Here is a 17,896-nt window from a genome sequence, read left to right on the forward strand (position 1 = left end):
TTCTCCTACAAATAAAAGGTCATCCCAATATTAATCGAAAACAAGTCTATCTTAAAATTCCCCGAACTTTTATTATAATGTCCGGTTTCTACCTGATTACGAGTCTGCTGTATCCATTTAAAATCAAATCCCATCACTCCGACAGAAACTTCAACTGCTGCAAAGTTTGTAACGAAAGCAGCCAAACCGGGAGCAATACCGATCTGCAAATTATGGGTAGTCTGATAAGAACCAGTCTTATCATTTCCTTTACCGGAAGTATCTTTCCCCTGTCCATACCCATAAGACAAACGTGCTTCGTTAAAAAAACCGAATACTTTACTTTTCCCCAACCCCATATAAGTCCTCAGGAACCCTGAAACCATAAAACTATGGTCCCAAAAATTCTGGTCGGCTACATTAAAATTCAGATCGTCTCCCAAATCCAGATCCAGGTTATCCAGATTGATGTATGAACGGGCATACGCCAAACGTAATCCCGCTGCCACGTTATCTGCAAAAAAGTATCCGCCAAACGGACTGATTTTAAATGTATAACCGTCACCATTCAAATCTTTCAATACCAACAATTTAAAATCAGTACTTCGAAGTTCCGTATAAGAGAGCGTGGTGCCCACTAACCAGGCTCCTTTCGGTACAAAGAGCCCAGTCTGTATCTCACGGTCAAATTTTAATTGTGCCTGAGCAGCGGTCGCCAAGCAAACAAAGAACACAAAAACAAATATATATCCCTTCATCTATTTGTAATATGTCAATTCGAACTCGTCAACCCAAAGCGTACTACCGGCCCCCACACGCCCGACAACTTTCGAGCCTGAAAAATCACCACCATAACGGCTGGAAGTAGCAACAATCGTCATCTTCGCAGGTTTAGCCGTTTCATCGGAATATTTCACATCGATCTCAAAACGAGTATAAGTAGTCACTTCTTCTTTACCGACAAATTCTCCGAATCCGATTTCATTATCATCGGCATCCCACAGCCGGATATAGATATTACATTCGTCCATCGGCAATTCTTCCGCAGGCGGAACAGACCCTTCATTCGTTTCATGCGGTTCATATTTATAATAACCGGATAATTTTACAGGGCGTGCACCGGTATAGGGACGACCGAAAGAAACGCTGGCAGCAGGATTTGTCATATTTGTTTTATAAGTACCGATAAACAAATTTCCTGCAGCCGACGTCACTAAAGTAACACCGGTAATCGTACTCATTTTCGCAGCATATCCTCGATATGCCTCATCCCCTTCTACCCTTACAGTAATCGGATCACGACTACCGGCAAGGAACGAAGTCACACCGGAATTTCCACTAGCCCAATAGGAATCGGCAGCATCAGCATTCGCATACCAGTTCTTTCCACTTTGCGTCCAAGTATCAAAATTCAAATTCGGTACTTCCTGAAAATCCTCTGTCGTAAATACACTCATAGCTCCAACTTTCGCCCCGCATGCTATACGGTAATGGTAAGTCGTGCCGAAATCAAGTTGAGCCGTCTTTGCCGAATACACCCCATTGTCCCCTAACGTAGCAGCAACAGTAACCCACTCAGTCCCATCAGCTTTTTTATATTGGAATTCGATTGGGTCGGTCTCACTGCTTAAATCGGAAGTCCCATAAATATAAGCAAACTGCCCCCACGCATTCGCCTCTCCGGTATGCAAAGCCGGATCAGCATCGGATGTCAAAGGCACGACAATCGAAACGATATAATTGTGAGTCGTCTGATCGACCGTAATATTAAAATCACCTGTACCTTCATTCGTAACATCATATTTAATGCTGTAATGATATTGTGCCTGTACATCTGTGATAGACTTGCCGAGCGTAAACGATTTGTTGTCGGTATTGGTCAAACTCAATGTCGCAATAAGATCCGCAGCCGGAAAATAAGCAGACCGGCTTTCATCCTGAACAAATTCTACACTACCGTATTGGTTTTTGACTTCACAGGAATATGCCTTAAAATTTTCCTTAAAATTATCGGAATATTTTACAGACACCATACATTGAGCTAATTTGCAACTTACCTCAACCGGTTTGACTACATCCTTTTCCACTTTTACGTCTGTCTGACCGGCATAATAAGCCTTTCCTTCAAAACCGACAGCATGCACATCTTTATCGGCAGAATAAGCTTTCACAACATAAGTCCCTGTCGGTAAAAGCAGGCTTTCTCCCTTTAAAGAAGTCCAGTCATCCACATGCCTTATCACCTCCCCGTCCCGTATCAGATCAAGTGCTATTTTTTCAGTCGTTTCACCGGTTGCTTTACTTGTCGGAATCACAGTCTTATTCAACTCCACCGACGAAAACTGCAAATATCCGAATCCTTCCTTTAAACTATCCTGACAGGCCCCAAGGAAAAATGACAATAAAAAAATTGAATAATATCTTTTCATTTTCTACTCCAAATTTGATGCAACAACCGTTAAAGTACCGCTCACCGGTTCACTGACTCCATCTTCTACGGTTAACGTAAAAGTATTCGTACTCGGAGCATATAAATTCAACAATACCATAAAATCCGTCACATCGAACAGATAAGAAGTCTTTCCTTTTATCGGATCGTCAGGATCTATCAAACCGATTCCATTCCCACTCTCTAAAGAATTACTCAAAACATCAAATAATTTTCCTGGATTGGCAATATCGAATTCCTCAGCTAATCCGAAGCCTCCCAATGTTGCCATAAACTTCTCATTATCGGAATCGATTTTTACCAATAATTTAGTAATTCCCTTAGGTGCAGAAATATTGACCAATACCTTTTGTCCCTCCGATAAGGGTAAATTATAAGTTTCACCTAAACCGGTCACTGTAATTTGGTCTTTCCCGGGATCATCCGGATCAGGTACATCCGGATCAGGCGTAGAACCACCATCACCGTTAAATACGATATTTTCTGTTGGAATCTCGATCGTCAATCCCGTTTCATTCATCGTCAGATCGACCGAGATATTCAATTCGATCTGAGTTGTAGGATCTACCGAAGGTTTATTGCCGGCATCAATATTTACCGTAAATTCATCTCCTGATACCAGATTACTATTTCCTTCTGCATCAGCAGGTTTAGTTACAGTATAATTTTGAGCAATCTGAGTGTTTGCCGTTGTCGTAGCTTTCACTGTCAGCTGTACACTATTCTTCTTCTCCGGTACTTTAAAAAAGAAAGTTTTCCCTAACTGTTCTTTTTCAAACACTTTGACTCCTGCCTCTCCATTAGTCACTGTAATTGCATAATCATCCTGAAATTGTTTTTTAAAATTATCTGTAAACCCTACTGTAACTGCAATATTTTGCAATTTACAGATCGTATTTACTTTCGTGGTTTTTCCCGCCAGGATTTCGAATTCTGTTTCACCTCTAAACCAAGGCCTTTCAGAAGCATTCACATTACTACCATCATAGTTATAGGCAACTACTTTATATTTCCCAGTAACCAATTTTACCTGTCCTTGAGTCAACAGATCGGCATAACTATCATAGTGATGTTCTGTTGTTCCTGATATCATATTAATAATTTCGACCGGATACAAAGTCGCATCCACATCTTTTGAATCAAAAGCAGCCTTTGTCGTTTGATTCTGACCGTTAGAAACCACATCCAGAGTAAACCAACCTTCTTCCTGCTGATCTTCTTTCGAGGGTAATTTTTTAAGTTCGTCCCGCATCTCACAAGCCATAAAGCCCAAAGCCAGCAGGCCCAATATTATATAATTATTCGTTTTCATCATTTTTTCTTCATTAATTTCCTACTTCTGTGTCTTCTCCAGGTAAAAATTCATCCGGTATTTCAATAGGGTATTCCTGAATAGTAACGGAATCATCGATCGTAACGGTAATACCATCAATTTTACCCCCCTCGACGTCAATCATTTTCGGTTTAATCGTAATTGTCAGAAAATCGCGCGGTTTAATCGATACCACTTGTTCCCCAAAATTTTCAGGACTTACAGTCACCCCTTGTTTATCCTTCAAATCGAAAGTCAAGGTCAAAGTTTCACCGGCAGCATCCGCTTTGAAAAAAGCATCTTTATCCACATCTTCTTTTGCCATTACAAAAGGAACCGACAAATGCCTCGTACTCAAATTTACCTTACAATCTGAATAAAACTCGAAGAAATTATCCTCGAATTTAATATTTACTTTCACATTGGCAGGTACACAAGTAAACTTCACCTCCCGGTTATCCCCTTTCACTAAATTAAAGGTTTGTGATCCCTCTACATAAAGTTTATCATATCCGGCAGCCACATTCTCACCGTAATACGCCCGGATAGAATAATTTCCCGGTTCCAATTTTTTAGCCAACTCCATATCTCCATATTTCACCGTCTCAAAAATAGTACCGTCTTTAGAAAGCTCCACCGTATAATTATCTACATTCTGATAGGCTAAAACATCAATTGCCTTCGTCTTTACAAAAGAAGGATCAGCCAAAAGACAGAGACTCACTTCTGCCGTCCCCTCTCCGGAAAAATCACTTTCCGAATGGCAAGCAGCCAATAGGATAATCCCTAACATACAAACAAATAGTTTTCTCATAAATTCAATATTAGTCTATATTTTATACCAGATATTCTTCAATATCAAGAACATTATTTAATTTTAAACGTATTCCAAAGTATAATAGTTTTAGATGTTGGGATAGAATTATCTCCTATATATACATACAAAAAAAAATAACAAAAATTATGCCGAAGTCTGATCAAAGTTTAAAATATACAAAAAAAATCGCATTATTATATAAATAAAAAAACAGTCTGAAAGATTTTCAGACTGTAAAGTTTTCAGATATCCGGATCAATAATGGGCCAAACAATACCAATAAAGTCCGGCAACCGCATCTTCCAATAAATCGAGCACCAGCTCGAATCCTTGGGGACCTTCATAATAAGGGTCGGGAATTTCGGAATATGAAGTGGATTTCCGGCAAAAATCAGTCATTTTAAAGATTTTCGCTCTTTCTTCCTCATTTATTGCTGCACGTTTTAAAGCCTCGATATTCTGGTCATCCATACCGATGATCATATCGAACTCTGCAAAATCGGCAGTCGGATAAAAAGTACGGGCACGACTATCCAGGACATATCCCCGGCGGCTTGCGTGCCGGCGCATCCGCTCATCAGGAAGAGCTCCGGCATGTCCGCTATAAAGTCCGGCCGAATCGATCAAGAACTCTTTTTCTTTGCCCTCTTTCTTTATCCATGCCTTCATGATTGCTTCCGCACCCGGAGAACGGCAAATATTCCCCAGACATACAAACAATATCTTCTTCATTTAACTAAACAACGAATCGACAAATTCCTCCCGGTTGAATACCTGCAAATCTTCGATTTTCTCACCGATACCGATATATTTCACAGGGATCTTGAACTGGTCGGATATACCGATAACCACACCTCCTTTGGCGGTTCCATCGAGTTTTGTAATAGCCAAAGCGTTCACTTCCGTCGCCAGTGTAAACTGCTTGGCCTGTTCGTAAGCATTTTGTCCGGTGGAGCCATCCAATACCAACAACACTTCATTCGGAGCCTCCGGCAAGACCTTTTTCATTACGTTTTTGATCTTTGTCAGCTCATTCATCAAGTTTATTTTATTATGCAACCGTCCGGCGGTGTCGATAATCACGACATCAGCTCCGTCGGCCTTGGCTTTACTTAACGTATCGTAAGCAACAGAAGCGGGATCGGCACCCATTGCCTGTTTTACAATCGGCACTCCGACCCGGTCTGCCCAGATCACCAATTGATCGACAGCAGCAGCACGAAAAGTATCGGCAGCTCCCAATACCACTTTTTTACCGGCTTCTTTAAATTTATAGGCCAACTTTCCGATCGTAGTCGTTTTCCCCACTCCATTCACTCCCACCACCATGATCACATAGGGCACACCGTTTTCAGGTAATTCGAACGAAGCGGCATCGTTAACAGTATTCTCTTTCAACAAAGCGACGATCTCCTCTTTCAACACCCGGTTCAATTCATCGACACCCATATATTTGTCGCGTTGTACACGCTCCTCGATACGTTCGATAATCCTGACCGTAGTCTCGACACCTACATCCGAGGTGATCAAAACCTCTTCCAGATTATCCAACACCTCGTCATCTACTTTAGATTTGCCGACCACCACTCTGGCCAGCTTTTTAAAAACACTTTCTTTGGTCTTTTCTAACCCCTTATTCAGGTTCTCTTTTTTAGTCTTTCCGAATAATCCGAATAATGCCATTTCAATAAAATATGATAAAAATTTCAAAGCCCTAAAGTACAAATAATTTTAATATCAATATGATAACGTTTCATTAATTATTAAAACAAGCGTATAAATTAGTCCAAAAGCATACTGGCGATGAATCAGATCCAAGCTCCCTACAACCGAATAAACCAACACGATATATTCAACGAGAAAATGTCATCCCAACCCAAACAAGAAGAAAGAAAAAAACGAGATCCATTTTATTGAATCCCGTTTCCTATTTTTCCATCCGGTCGGATAAATTCAGACATTTTCCCTATCGGGCATTTTTATCTTGCTTTGTAAGCGATATCTTTGACGATACCGAATCCGGTATACGTCTCGCCGAACTGCGTTAAATCTCCGGCAAATTCAGGGACATCATAGAAGCGTAAAATTCCTTCGCTACCGGCTTCCGCATCGGAATTAACGGAGCCTACCGCCAAACGATACTGACAATCAATGGCAACATCGGGATAATGAATACTATGTCCTAAGCCTAATCGCGGCAGCTTATTGAATTTAAGCATAGATACGCTGTTTTCGCCAGGCAGAATAAGAACCCGCCGGGCCGAACGAGTGGACATATCGTATAAATACACTTCATTGCCGCTATTATATATCAGGAACGGCAGAGTGGGGTGGAATGCGAAACAGGTTGCGTTCGCCAATCCCGGCGCTTTGGCAGCATCTATATCCATGTAGGTGCTCTGCACAGGCGAATCCTGATATTGTCCTGCTGTGATGCCATATATACTATATTGTCCCGCAGCATCTTTCAGCAAAGCGAACACCAGATTGCCGCCTCCCTGTCTCGTACCTGCCATGTAAACCATGTCCTTTCCCGTGTTCCAGTCGAAAAGTTTGGAACCGGTCTCGGGCTCTTTGGGATCGAATAAATACTTTGTTCCGTTAGGAATCGCAGCATATTGCAAAAAGTATTTAAACCTCCGGTTCGTCTTATCGTACAGGATTCCGTTGTAACCGTTTGACCATCCGACACCGATAAAGGGAGCCATTTTGTAGTTAGGTTCCCCGAACGGCTCGTCTACGTTAATTTTCACATCATATAAAGCCGAACTACTGCTCATTTTTTGATAAACATCTCCATCTGCGGTAATGACTATATAGCTGTAATTATTTTCCTCTCTCACAATAAAGTCATCTATGGAGCGTGCAAATACCGTACTTCTCGGGTCATTAAAATTACGGTTGAAATTGCCGTTATAAGACCATATACAAAAACTATTATCTTCCGTATATAAATTTAAATAAGGAGAATTAGCTGTGTACAGCATATTACTCTCCAAAAGGATCTGACAAGCGCCATGTGATTCCGGTAAAAAGTCCAGCAGATTTCTCGAAACAGCAATCCGGTCACCAACCTCACCGATCATATCTATTCTGACTTTACGTTCGCTGCCTTCCTCACATAATACGACCCACCCTTTGGTCGTGGAGGTCACCACGCTCAGTTTGAATTCAGCAGAAGTGACAATATTGGTCCGCAAATCCTTCACCTTGAACCAGACAGTATAATTACCGGGATCTATTTCTGCCAGAATATTCAGATCTTTCACCCTACTGGAATCCAACAGCCTTGGTTCCAGGAAATCACCTCCTACCGGTCTATCGTAATAATAAGAAAATTCATAATTGGGATCATCGGCGTTAATCACCCCATCAAATTTCGAGGTCACGGCCGGTGACAATACCAGATTTTCCGATTTATACAATGCAGACATCAGCTCTTCCGGAATGCCGGTAATGGTCAGTTCGTCAATCTCCCTGTAATCGTAATTTCCCTTATCATCGTAACAAGAGAACAGACCGAGGACGAGACATAACAGTAATATAACATTGTGTTTCATTATTCTTTCTTTTTTTATTCGTATGCACTATAATCAACTAAATAATCTGAGCCCAATTGCATCAATGAACCGTCGAGTTCCCGTACCGGATTACCTTCATCAGCCCTTTTTTGCAATTCCATACGTGTGAGCACACATACCGACGGAGACACGTAATAGAAATTTTTCTGTGAGAACTGGGAATACGTCCATCCCATAACGGATAGTATAAAATTTAATTTAGTATGGGAATACTCACCCCAATTTGTTTTATAAAAATCCCAACTAAACGGTTTTGCAAATACCAAAGAATAGCGAATGGTAATCCGTTGCACGTCGATGGTGTCATTACCTACTATGCGTTTCTTGATGTATGCCTTAAAGTACTGGTTTTCTTCCAGTCCTAAGGTGATGTAACGCACAATTCCGTCTTGCAGTTCTTCTGTTTTTTTGACGTTAACCGTTACATAAGCCAATGCTTCGCCTTTAGGCATAATAAATTCTTCGGGTAGGGTGAAATCTTTCCCTTCTTCAACGGTTCCCCCTATCGTTTTAACGACAAAAGGACGATCCTCTTCCGAAACGTTCCCGAACAATCGAACAGGAATTCTCACCTGTGCATATTCTCCCACCACGGAGGCCAAGGAGTTATCGCGAGTGGTATCGCTATAATTGTAAATAACCGAAGCCCCCTCACGGATAGTACTTGTATAATAAGCAAAATAAATTCCCGAAGTGCTATCCGACTCTCCTTCATAGTAGATCGCTTCGTTTTCCCCACAGCCAGCGAGCAGCAAGGAATAACCAATGATAATAAATAATAGTTTTTTCATGATACTCTAATTTCTATATTTGATTTCACTATCCGGCAAATTCGGAACATACTTAGCATTACTCATTGTGATGTTGGTATTGGAGGAACCCGATTGAATTTTTGCAGTGTTTGTACGCTTATAGTAGAACCATAACTGTCCTTCACACAGAAACTCTTTGGAGTATTCTTTGGCCAATTCGCCCTCTAATCCTGTCGTCACCTGCACCTGATTACCCCTTCTCAGACGGTGTGCGTTCAGGTAATCGTATTGTGTCTGCTCTTCCGTGGCACATTCAGCAGCAATCAGATACATCTCGCTCACGCGAATCAACGGCATCAGCTTACCGTATACCAGGTCGGTGTCTGCAATTTTACGCAACCGCACATTCATCAGCAGATTCGTTTCTCCTATGCCATTGGAAGCTTCCCACCAATTATACCGATAGTCACTCAACGCATCATCGCCGAACAGGTTCTGTACTCGCTGAGCCGCCGGTATCAGTTTATTGGAAGAACTCGCATTAGAGGAGTTGAAATAGGTGTTGTACAAATCTTCCTTGTTTTCATTCAACAGAGAGAACAACACTTCCGATGAAAACGAACGGTCCGGATTGGAGTAGTCGGTAGCTGCAGCCCGTGTTACCGCCGGATATAAAGTTTCCGCTTCCGGATTTTCTATAATCATTTTAGCATATTTCAATGCCTCTGTCTTGTTGCCGGCCCAAAGATAAACCCTGGCTTTCAAAGCCACCACTGCATAATAATTGAGCCTTAATCCGCGAAAACGGTAAGTGTTCCCATCATTATCATGGTCATCATCATTGACAGCCATCAGCATCCCTTCACTCACTGCCGGATCCCAATTTTTCAAGATACTTTCCGCTTCTGCCAAATCCGTCAGTACTTTTTCGATCACCTCGTTGCCTGTCAGCATACCGGGAGCGGACACGGAAATCGTTTCTTTGTAAGGGATAGCTTTTGAATCAAGCTGGGTGGGTAGCGGCCCGAACATCCTCAACAAATCGAAATGCAGAAATCCTCTCAATGCCAAAGCTTCCGCTCTGATTAAATTATATTGTTTGTCATTCAATACTTCACCATGACGCACTTCGGCATTTTCCAAAATATTATTACATTCAAGGATCTGCTTATATGCTTCGTTCCAATAGCTCTCCAACCGGAGTTTTACCTGCTCTTGTGTAAAGGCGTACTGCGACAGATTGTAAAACGTTTCCTGATTTTGCGATACATTATAACGTTGTGCCATGACCTCCACGCCTTGTACAGTCAGGAAACCACCATAAAGATTGGAACTGAGCAATTCGGTATATACCCCGTTCAATGCCCCCCAGAATCCACTGACCTGAGAAAATACCCGGTCTTCTGCAATACGGTCCGACGGTTGGATGTCTAACCAGTTGTTGCAGGCCGTACACATCAGCAGTCCGACGACAATACTACTTGTTTGTTTGAATATATGTTTCATGATAATTCGATTAATGGTTAAAATGATGCGGAAACGGATAATGAGAAAGACCTCGCGAACGGATATTCCGTACCCCGTTCCGTCTTAATGGAGGAGATTTTGAATACATCGTTCATGTAAGCATTCACTCGCAAAGCCTTTAATCCGAACTTTGCTATCGCAGCCGAATCGAACTCATAGCCCACCCGGAAAGATTCCAGGGTCAAGGTATTGTCGTCCTCCACAAAACGAGACGACATCTGTGTCGAACCGGTCAGGTTGATGGCTTTGTATTTAGCACGGTCTCCCGGATTCTTCCAACGGTCATAAAAAGCCCGTTTATCCTGATTATTGTTCAATCCGGCAGAAGTGATATTTTCCACTTTGTTGAACAACGAACTGTTAAACATCTGTCCGCCGCACCGGTATCTGAAATCGAAATTTACGCTGAATCCCTTATAAGTAAACGAACTACCGAAAACGCCCTCTATTTTCGGACGATCTGTTCCCACTTTCACCTCATCCGAAAAACTGAAATCGTATGTATACGAACCGTCTTTCTTGATGAAAATCTCCTGTCCCGTAGCGGGATCGATACCGGCAGAACGTACGGCCCACAAATCATCGGGACTGGCTCCATCATAATAACGCTTCAGATTAGTGTTTTGCCCCTCCTCGTTGAATTTGTCCAAAGAATTGCCGATGTTGTCATATTTAGACTTCTGTGTACGGAAGTTATACCGCAACGACCAAATGATTCTTTCGCTCGGACGATAGATGGGAGACACCGTCACCGAACCGTTAAAGCCATTCGAACGCTGTTCGCCGATATTGGTCAATACAGTAGTTACACCGACAGAAGCAGGCACGCTGATGGATGCCAGTACCGGATCGGTATTTTTGTCGTAATAATCCAATGTGAAGGACACCCTATTCTGAAGTAGCGTCACATCCACTCCGATATTCCTGTCCAGAGTCACCTGCCATTTCAGATCAGGGTTACCCAAAGCGTACAGGTTGATGGCCTGCTCGAAATAGTTCCGCTGGCGGTTGTTGAAATTGTACGTCGTGATGCTTTGATAGGATGCAAAACTTTGGTTTCCCGGATTACCGATAGAGGCCCGGATTTTGAGCATCTGAAACAGATCGGTATGATCGGCAATGAAAGATTCGTTGTGCAGGTTCCACGCCAAACCGAATGACCAGGTGTTCATATAACGATGGTTGCTCCCGAACACGGAAGAACCGTTCATACGCCAGGTCACATCCATCAAGTATTTGCTATTGTAGGCATAACCTCCGTTGAAATACACGCTCATCGACCGCGACTGGGAGTCGCCGTAAGAGGCCTTGCCGTTCTCCGGATAACTGTTGGCGAATGCAGGCGTATCGTACGCACCTTTGGGAAAACCAATAACCGAATATCCGTTTCTTTCTGACTGTGAATTAGAGAAACTGGCACCACCCACCACATTCAACCGGTGTCTTTCGGCGAATATCGTTCCGTAAATAGCGGAAAATTCTCCATCATAGTTAAAACTTTTGGTATTGGAATAGGTCAAAGATCCTTTCTTCAGTTCCTCGGTATCTTCAAACCGCGTATCCTCCGGCGAAATGAAGTCATCCGTCTCCGAGGTGGTTCTGGTTATCCCTATCCGCCCCCTCAATTTCAAAGATTGAAACGGATTATATTCAACCGCAAAATTATCCGTAATACCTAACGACCGCTTAAGCGAACGGCTGTTCAGGCTGGCATTCCACAGGGGATTAGGAGCTTCTATGTAATCTTCCACATACTCCAGCCATTTTTCCACCTGGCCATCCACCCGTTTTTCATAATAGGGATTGGCGGCAGCATAAGTAGAGAAATTTACCACGGGATCTCCTGAATTGGAAAGATTCACCGTCAGTTTATTGCTGAATTGCAGTTTTCCTTTACGATACAACAAGTCCAGATTACCACTGAACAGATTTTTCTTCGAATCCTTCATCACACCGGTCACGCCATTATAACTTAAACCAAAACCGTAACGCATGTGTTCATCCCCACCCTCTGCATATAGGTTGTGACGGTGGTTGAAACCCATCTGCAACGGTTCCGATAACCAGTAAGTATCCACCCCACGCGCAACTGAACGCAGGTGGTCGTTATGCAGTTGCTGGAGTTGCTCTCCTCCTGCGAAAGTCCCTCCCCAGGCACTGACTTTGTAACGGCCAGCGTATTCCTCAAACGCCACTTTTTCTTGGGCATTCATCAGGTTATAACTGGAAAGATCCGGCAATTGAAAATTGAAATTACCCGAATAGGTTACCCGCAATTTTCCCTGAGCCGGCGTTTTCGTTTCAACCACAACTACGCCGTTCGCAGCTTTGGAACCGTAAATCGCCGTTGAAGCGGCATCTTTCAGAATGGTAATAGAAGCTACCCGGTCCATGTCTAAATCTATAATCGTCTGAAGGGTAGTTTCGAAACCATCTAAAATGAACAGCGGTTGGTTGGGATCGGCTTCCAATTCCTCTTTCATCCCGATGATGCTTGTTTTGCCCCGGATTTCGATGTCAGGCAACCGGTTGGGGTCTGAGCCCCATTCATTACTCTCGACAATCGCAAATGCAGGATCAAGACTTTTCAAACTTTGCAGAATGTTTTGGTTTCCCACTTCTTTCAATTTTTCAGCCGTAAACGTAGAAGCAGATCCAGTGAAATCGCTCCTTTTTCTTTCATAAATACCTGTCACAACCACTTCATCCATGGCTGCCACTTCCTCCTCCATGACCACGTTTATCGTATCTTTGCCCGTATACACCACTTCGCGGGTTTTCATCCCGATGAAAGAAAACAGTAAAGACAGATTTTTAATCTCCGGTATATTTAACCGGTATCGTCCCTCCTGGTCCGTTGCCGTACCTAAGTTCGATCCCTTTACAATTACCGTTACCCCCGGAAGAGGCACTTTATTCTTATCAGTCACCTGACCGACAATATTCAAGACATTCTTTTTTTCTTCCGGAACTACTTTCAACACAATGAATTCATCCATAATCTCGTAAGTCAATCGAGTCCCTGTTAAAATTTTATCCAATACGGTTCTCAAATCCGACTCTATAAATCCAGCCTCGACAGTCCTGTGCTTATCCAGTTCATTATTACTATATACCACCGTTAAACCGGTCTGTTTCTTGATCTGATTAAACAATTCCCAATAAGTTACAGTTCCTGCCCCGATAGTAATTTTAGCCTGAGCCCCTACATCCGCGACTGCCAGATGCATACTAACCAATAATAAAAACACGCTTAACTTGATAAGCTTTAAAAATCTTCGTAGCCCAAAATTACGTACAAAGAGCCACCTCATTCGCTTTTTTTTCATACCTTTGTAAATAAGTTAATATTAGTTAACGAACTCCTATCTCGGATCGTGCGTCACCACTATCCGGGATTTTTTATTTGTTGTCACATGAGTCTATTTCTTCGAAGAAACTGTCACTCTGTTTTCTTTCAAACTAAATGTCACATCGGTTGTTTTAGAAATCATATCCAGCACATAATCCAATGTCCTATACTTCGTCATAGCACCAGAGAAACGCAATTTTTTGACTGCTTCATCACTAAAAACAAACGTCACTCCATACCAACGGGACAACTTCACAGTCAACTCCTCCAAAGACATGTCTTCAAAGTTAAATCGTCCCGCCTTCCAATCCACTATCGCCGCCACATCGCCTTTCCGGACAATCGTTTCTCCACTTTCCCGATTTAAAGTCGCAATCTCCCCGGGAACAAGTACATAAACTTTATCCTTTACATCAAAACTCACCTTTCCCCGTAATAAAGCGACCTCTGTTTGTCGGTCTTCCCGATAAGCCGACACGTTGAATGCCGTTCCCAATACGTGTACTTTTGTTTCTCCCGCCAACACGTAAAACGGTTTCCGCGAATCAGAAGTCACCTCGAAATAGGCTTCTCCCTTTAATTTTACTTCACGGATATCCTCGCCGAACCGATTCGGGAATTCCAATTCCGAATCCGAATTTATCCAGACTTTCGTACCGTCGCTCAATATGACGAAATACTCTCCTTTTTCAGGTACGATAACCGAACTTTTCCCTATTTCTTCTTCTGCTCCTTCTCTATCTTCAAACCGCAAGCCACCCGTTGAATCCTGAATTACCTTAACTCCAAAGACATCCGCTACCTGGCGACTTTCTCCCTCCTTCAATTCAATCGGTTCCCCCGCATTCATCACCAGAATGGCCTTCGGCGAACCGGACTCTATCTTTACTACTTCCGCAACCGGAATAAACTTTTCTGTCGGCGCCTGTCGGATTTGCCATGCAAAAAATACTCCTATCAAAACGATAATTATAGCCACTATACGCATCCCCCACAAATACAACCGTTCCTTACGATTCACAAGGGCCGGAGTAATACGTTCCCACACCCGTTCCTGTGTCCGGTCTAACCGCCGCCATTTTCCCGCAGCCGATACCCGCATTTCCGTTTGAAGTATCTTTCGGAACTGCCTGAGGTGTTCCGGCGAAGCCTCTAACCACTTTATCAGTGCAACCCGATCTTCTCCGGAAAGATCTCCCCGCACATATCGGTCAGCCCACTCATCTGTTTCATTCCATGTTTCCATAATTCACTATCTTTTATATATAGAAAACAAAAAAGAAAATCGGGTGAATCAAAAAAAATTTTTTTTCACAGAAAATAACTGAAACCCGGTTTACATGGTATTCGACTCACATAACCGATTCATACAAAATCGCCCCGCCGCTAATCCTACCACTGGAATTTGGAATAAAGATGTATATAAATACCCAAATAAATTTGTAATTTTGTCTGCGATGTGGCGATCAAAGATGGAAAAAACGAAAAATAGAGCAGGAAAAAAGGAAAGATTCGAGCATATTTATAAAGAATACTCGAAACCGATGTACCTGTATGCTCTTAGTTTTTTGGTCTCGGAGGAAGAAGCGGAGGATGCGATTCAGGAAGTGTTTATCAATTTCTGGAAAGACGATACATACCAGAAAATCCAGAATGAGGTAACGAAGACTTACCTGTTCCGATCGGTAAAAAATAACTGTCTGAACCGGCTGAAAAAGAAAGATGTGTTGCGAGACCGCTTAGATTTGTTCCGGGAGGATGTCGCAGAGGAGGAAATGATGATGTGGAATGACACGTTGATCCAAGAAGTGGGGACTGCAATAGAGGAAATGCCTGAACAGACCCGGGAGATTATTCAGAGCGTATTTTTTCGGGAGATGAAATATCAGGAGGTTGCAGACTATCTGGGTATATCTATAAATACAGTGAAGACGTTGTTAAAGAACGGTATGCGGCACCTTCGGGAACGCTTTGCCGAGCGAGTGGATCTATTCCTTATTATTGTTTTAATAAAAAAAGTAGGTATACAAAGGAAGGAAAAGGAAAGCTTTATTGAATGAGAAGCCAGCCTACCCTATCGGAGTAGATATAGCCATTTTGACCGAAAAAAACAGGCGATTTTTAGTTTTTCGATCGAATGAAAAAACAAGAAAGGTGTGAGAAAAATAGGAGGAACAAAAAAGAATTTGCACTTGTGCTTTCATTTAGTCGTAACACACTGATTTTTCAGATTACATTTTATAATACAAGGGGTGTACGTTCCCAAAAGTCAACATAATTAGTCAAAAGTATTTAGCGGCAGACTAAGTCCGGCCTCCGGTACGACCGGTCAAACGTTTCTGACCTTGAGGCTCTTCGAGATATTCGGCCTTAAAAATCTGAACACATAAGACAAAGATAGAAAGCAACAAAGGTCCGAAAATAATCCCCATAAAACCAAATAAGGATAAGCCGATAACCACCCCGAAAATGGTAATCAAAGGATGTGTATCCGCCATTTTCCGCTGCAAAACCGAACGGATCAGATTATCGACATTCGCTACGATTACAATACAATAGACCGATAAACCCAAAGCCGTCCACCAATGTCCGGTAGCTCCGATGTACAGAGCCAACGGAATCCATACGATAGCCACGCCGATCACCGGGATAACCGTAGCGAAACAGGACACGACTCCCCACAGAATCACTTCAGGTGCACCGAAAATATAATACCCCAACATGGCAATTCCCCCTTGAATGATGGCTAATAAAGGTACTCCGATAGCATTGGATTTTACCACCATATGAAATTCGTGCAGTACATCCCGCTTATTCCTCTGGTTAAAAGGTAAAATATCGATAATATAGTCCTCCATTTTCCGTCCGCCCACCAACATAAAATATAACACCAATATCAATACCAATACGTTGATAATAAAGTTACTGATACTCCCCATCAAGATTTGGCCGACTTTAGGCAGTACCGATAATAAAGCACCGATATTCCCTTTACTCAAAACATCGTATCCGGTCTTTTCCTGAACAAGCTTAGAAACATGCCCGATGGGCTCCATCAAACTTTTAGGATCGAGATTGATCGCCTGCAATTTACTGATTAAAAGCCAGACGACCAGAGATATCGGAATCAGAAAAATCAGAATAGTCTCGATTAACATGAGGGTAGCCATCAGGCTTTTTTTCATATGTTTCTTTTCTATCAGATAGAGCATCTGATTGCGAAGCAGAATATAGATGGTCGCTGCCCCCAGCAGTCCGCCTAAAAAAGGAGTAGCCTTGAAAAAGATCACCACTCCCATCACCAGGATAATGGTAATGAGGGAATACTTCCAATACTGTTCTTTTGTACTCATCTTCCACTTTTCTCTTGGTCCCATTCGAGAATAGTCGGACTTTGAATATTTACTCCGAATTTCCGGGCTTTCATCAAGATCCGGCGTGCCAGCTCTTCTTTTTTATCTTCAGGAGCATACCTGAAATAGGCTTCAGCTGCCCGGACATGCGGCGCATCGGGCATTGGAAATTCGCGGGTTTCGGGAATACCGAAATCTTCGTCTTTCAATTCGCATCGTTCTTCTGTGTTCAGTTTATCGGCAATCTGTCCTTTCATAGCAAACTTTTTTCAATTACAGAGGTTCTAAGGTTGCAAGACACACAGGTATTCAGAAAATAAACCTGACCGTTGCAACTTTCAAATTGTACGTTCGATGAGTTTAGAAAGTTATCGAATTGCAGGAACCTGCGAGCACTTTTTTTACCGTCGCAGATGTACCCCATCACAATTGAGAAGCTGAAGGATTTCACCGATCAGGAAGATCGTGATCCGACACTTATCAAGCACGAAGAGAGGCCGATCGTTTTCTGATTTTACCGGAAAATATCGTCAGCGCAGCTTGTTACGGTTAATTAGTTCATAAAGTCCATCGACTTTATAAACATTTACTAATGAATCAGCTGTTTTTCCTATTTAAAAACATGAAGTACAAAAATATGAATTATTCTCATTTTTAAACTATATAGACTTTATAACCAGGGCAACCGCACCAAAATTTCTATTAAAATATGTTTTGTGGCATAAATCATTAAAATATTTCAAAAAAAGTTGTGTAATTGGGGAATAAAGGTAA

General features: G+C 42.3%; 14 protein-coding genes. 1 reads left to right on the top strand and 13 read right to left on the bottom strand.

The genetic code is table 11. The features are described 5' to 3' along the window. Positions 1-5: 5 nt before the first annotated feature. From AC5RDS_RS00360 to AC5RDS_RS00410, 11 genes are all read right to left on the bottom strand, one after another. A complete protein-coding gene (locus tag AC5RDS_RS00360) occupies positions 6-737 on the bottom strand; it encodes a hypothetical protein (protein ID WP_013611815.1) in 732 nt (243 codons plus the stop codon). Continuing rightward, the gene (locus AC5RDS_RS00365) at positions 738-2,408 is read right to left on the bottom strand and encodes a DUF4493 domain-containing protein (RefSeq protein ID WP_118103542.1); all 1,671 of its coding nucleotides are present in this window, start codon (positions 2,406-2,408) and stop codon (positions 738-740) included. A gap of 3 nt (positions 2,409-2,411) precedes the next feature. Further along, complete coding sequence (locus AC5RDS_RS00370) at positions 2,412-3,743, bottom strand: DUF4493 domain-containing protein (RefSeq protein ID WP_494222167.1); 1,332 nt, start codon at positions 3,741-3,743, stop codon at positions 2,412-2,414. A 10-nt stretch (positions 3,744-3,753) separates the two neighbouring features. Then, the gene (locus tag AC5RDS_RS00375) at positions 3,754-4,554 is read right to left on the bottom strand and encodes a DUF4493 domain-containing protein (protein WP_013611818.1); all 801 of its coding nucleotides are present in this window, start codon (positions 4,552-4,554) and stop codon (positions 3,754-3,756) included. Between the two features lie 258 nt (positions 4,555-4,812). Continuing rightward, the gene (locus AC5RDS_RS00380) at positions 4,813-5,289 is read right to left on the bottom strand and encodes a low molecular weight protein-tyrosine-phosphatase (RefSeq protein ID WP_013611819.1); all 477 of its coding nucleotides are present in this window, start codon (positions 5,287-5,289) and stop codon (positions 4,813-4,815) included. Continuing rightward, a complete protein-coding gene (gene ftsY / locus AC5RDS_RS00385; RefSeq protein WP_041556566.1) occupies positions 5,290-6,240 on the bottom strand; it encodes a signal recognition particle-docking protein FtsY in 951 nt (316 codons plus the stop codon). A 296-nt stretch (positions 6,241-6,536) separates the two neighbouring features. Continuing rightward, on the bottom strand, positions 6,537-8,117 hold the full coding sequence (locus tag AC5RDS_RS00390; RefSeq protein ID WP_013611821.1) for a PKD-like family lipoprotein: 1,581 nt from the start codon (positions 8,115-8,117) through the stop codon (positions 6,537-6,539). 14 nt (positions 8,118-8,131) lie between these two features. Beyond that, complete coding sequence (locus AC5RDS_RS00395; RefSeq protein ID WP_195457895.1) at positions 8,132-8,929, bottom strand: DUF4843 domain-containing protein; 798 nt, start codon at positions 8,927-8,929, stop codon at positions 8,132-8,134. A 6-nt stretch (positions 8,930-8,935) separates the two neighbouring features. Then, complete coding sequence (locus tag AC5RDS_RS00400) at positions 8,936-10,396, bottom strand: RagB/SusD family nutrient uptake outer membrane protein (RefSeq protein ID WP_013611823.1); 1,461 nt, start codon at positions 10,394-10,396, stop codon at positions 8,936-8,938. Positions 10,397-10,413: 17 nt separating this feature from the next. Further along, positions 10,414-13,647 (bottom strand): SusC/RagA family TonB-linked outer membrane protein, encoded by a 3,234-nt coding sequence (locus AC5RDS_RS00405; RefSeq protein WP_228026168.1) that lies wholly within the window; start codon positions 13,645-13,647, stop codon positions 10,414-10,416. A gap of 192 nt (positions 13,648-13,839) precedes the next feature. After that, positions 13,840-15,015, bottom strand: a complete 1,176-nt coding sequence (locus tag AC5RDS_RS00410) for a FecR domain-containing protein (RefSeq protein ID WP_013611825.1) — start codon at positions 15,013-15,015, stop codon at positions 13,840-13,842. Positions 15,016-15,241: 226 nt separating this feature from the next. Here AC5RDS_RS00410 and AC5RDS_RS00415 point away from each other — a divergent pair, with 226 nt between their 5' ends. Further along, entirely contained in the window at positions 15,242-15,829 is a 588-nt protein-coding gene (locus AC5RDS_RS00415; RefSeq protein WP_229041831.1) for an RNA polymerase sigma factor, read from the top strand. 243 nt (positions 15,830-16,072) lie between these two features. Here the strand turns inward: AC5RDS_RS00415 and AC5RDS_RS00420 are convergent, their stop codons facing one another. Both AC5RDS_RS00420 and AC5RDS_RS00425 read right to left on the bottom strand, forming a co-directional pair. Further along, entirely contained in the window at positions 16,073-17,122 is a 1,050-nt protein-coding gene (locus AC5RDS_RS00420; protein ID WP_013611828.1) for an AI-2E family transporter, read from the bottom strand. Continuing rightward, positions 17,119-17,379: a DUF6582 domain-containing protein gene (locus AC5RDS_RS00425; RefSeq protein WP_013611829.1), complete on the bottom strand. Its 261-nt coding sequence runs from the start codon at positions 17,377-17,379 to the stop codon at positions 17,119-17,121. The genes AC5RDS_RS00420 and AC5RDS_RS00425 overlap by 4 nt, the downstream gene beginning before the upstream one ends. Positions 17,380-17,896 lie beyond the last annotated feature (517 nt).

This window comes from Odoribacter sp. (assembly GCF_985060555.1).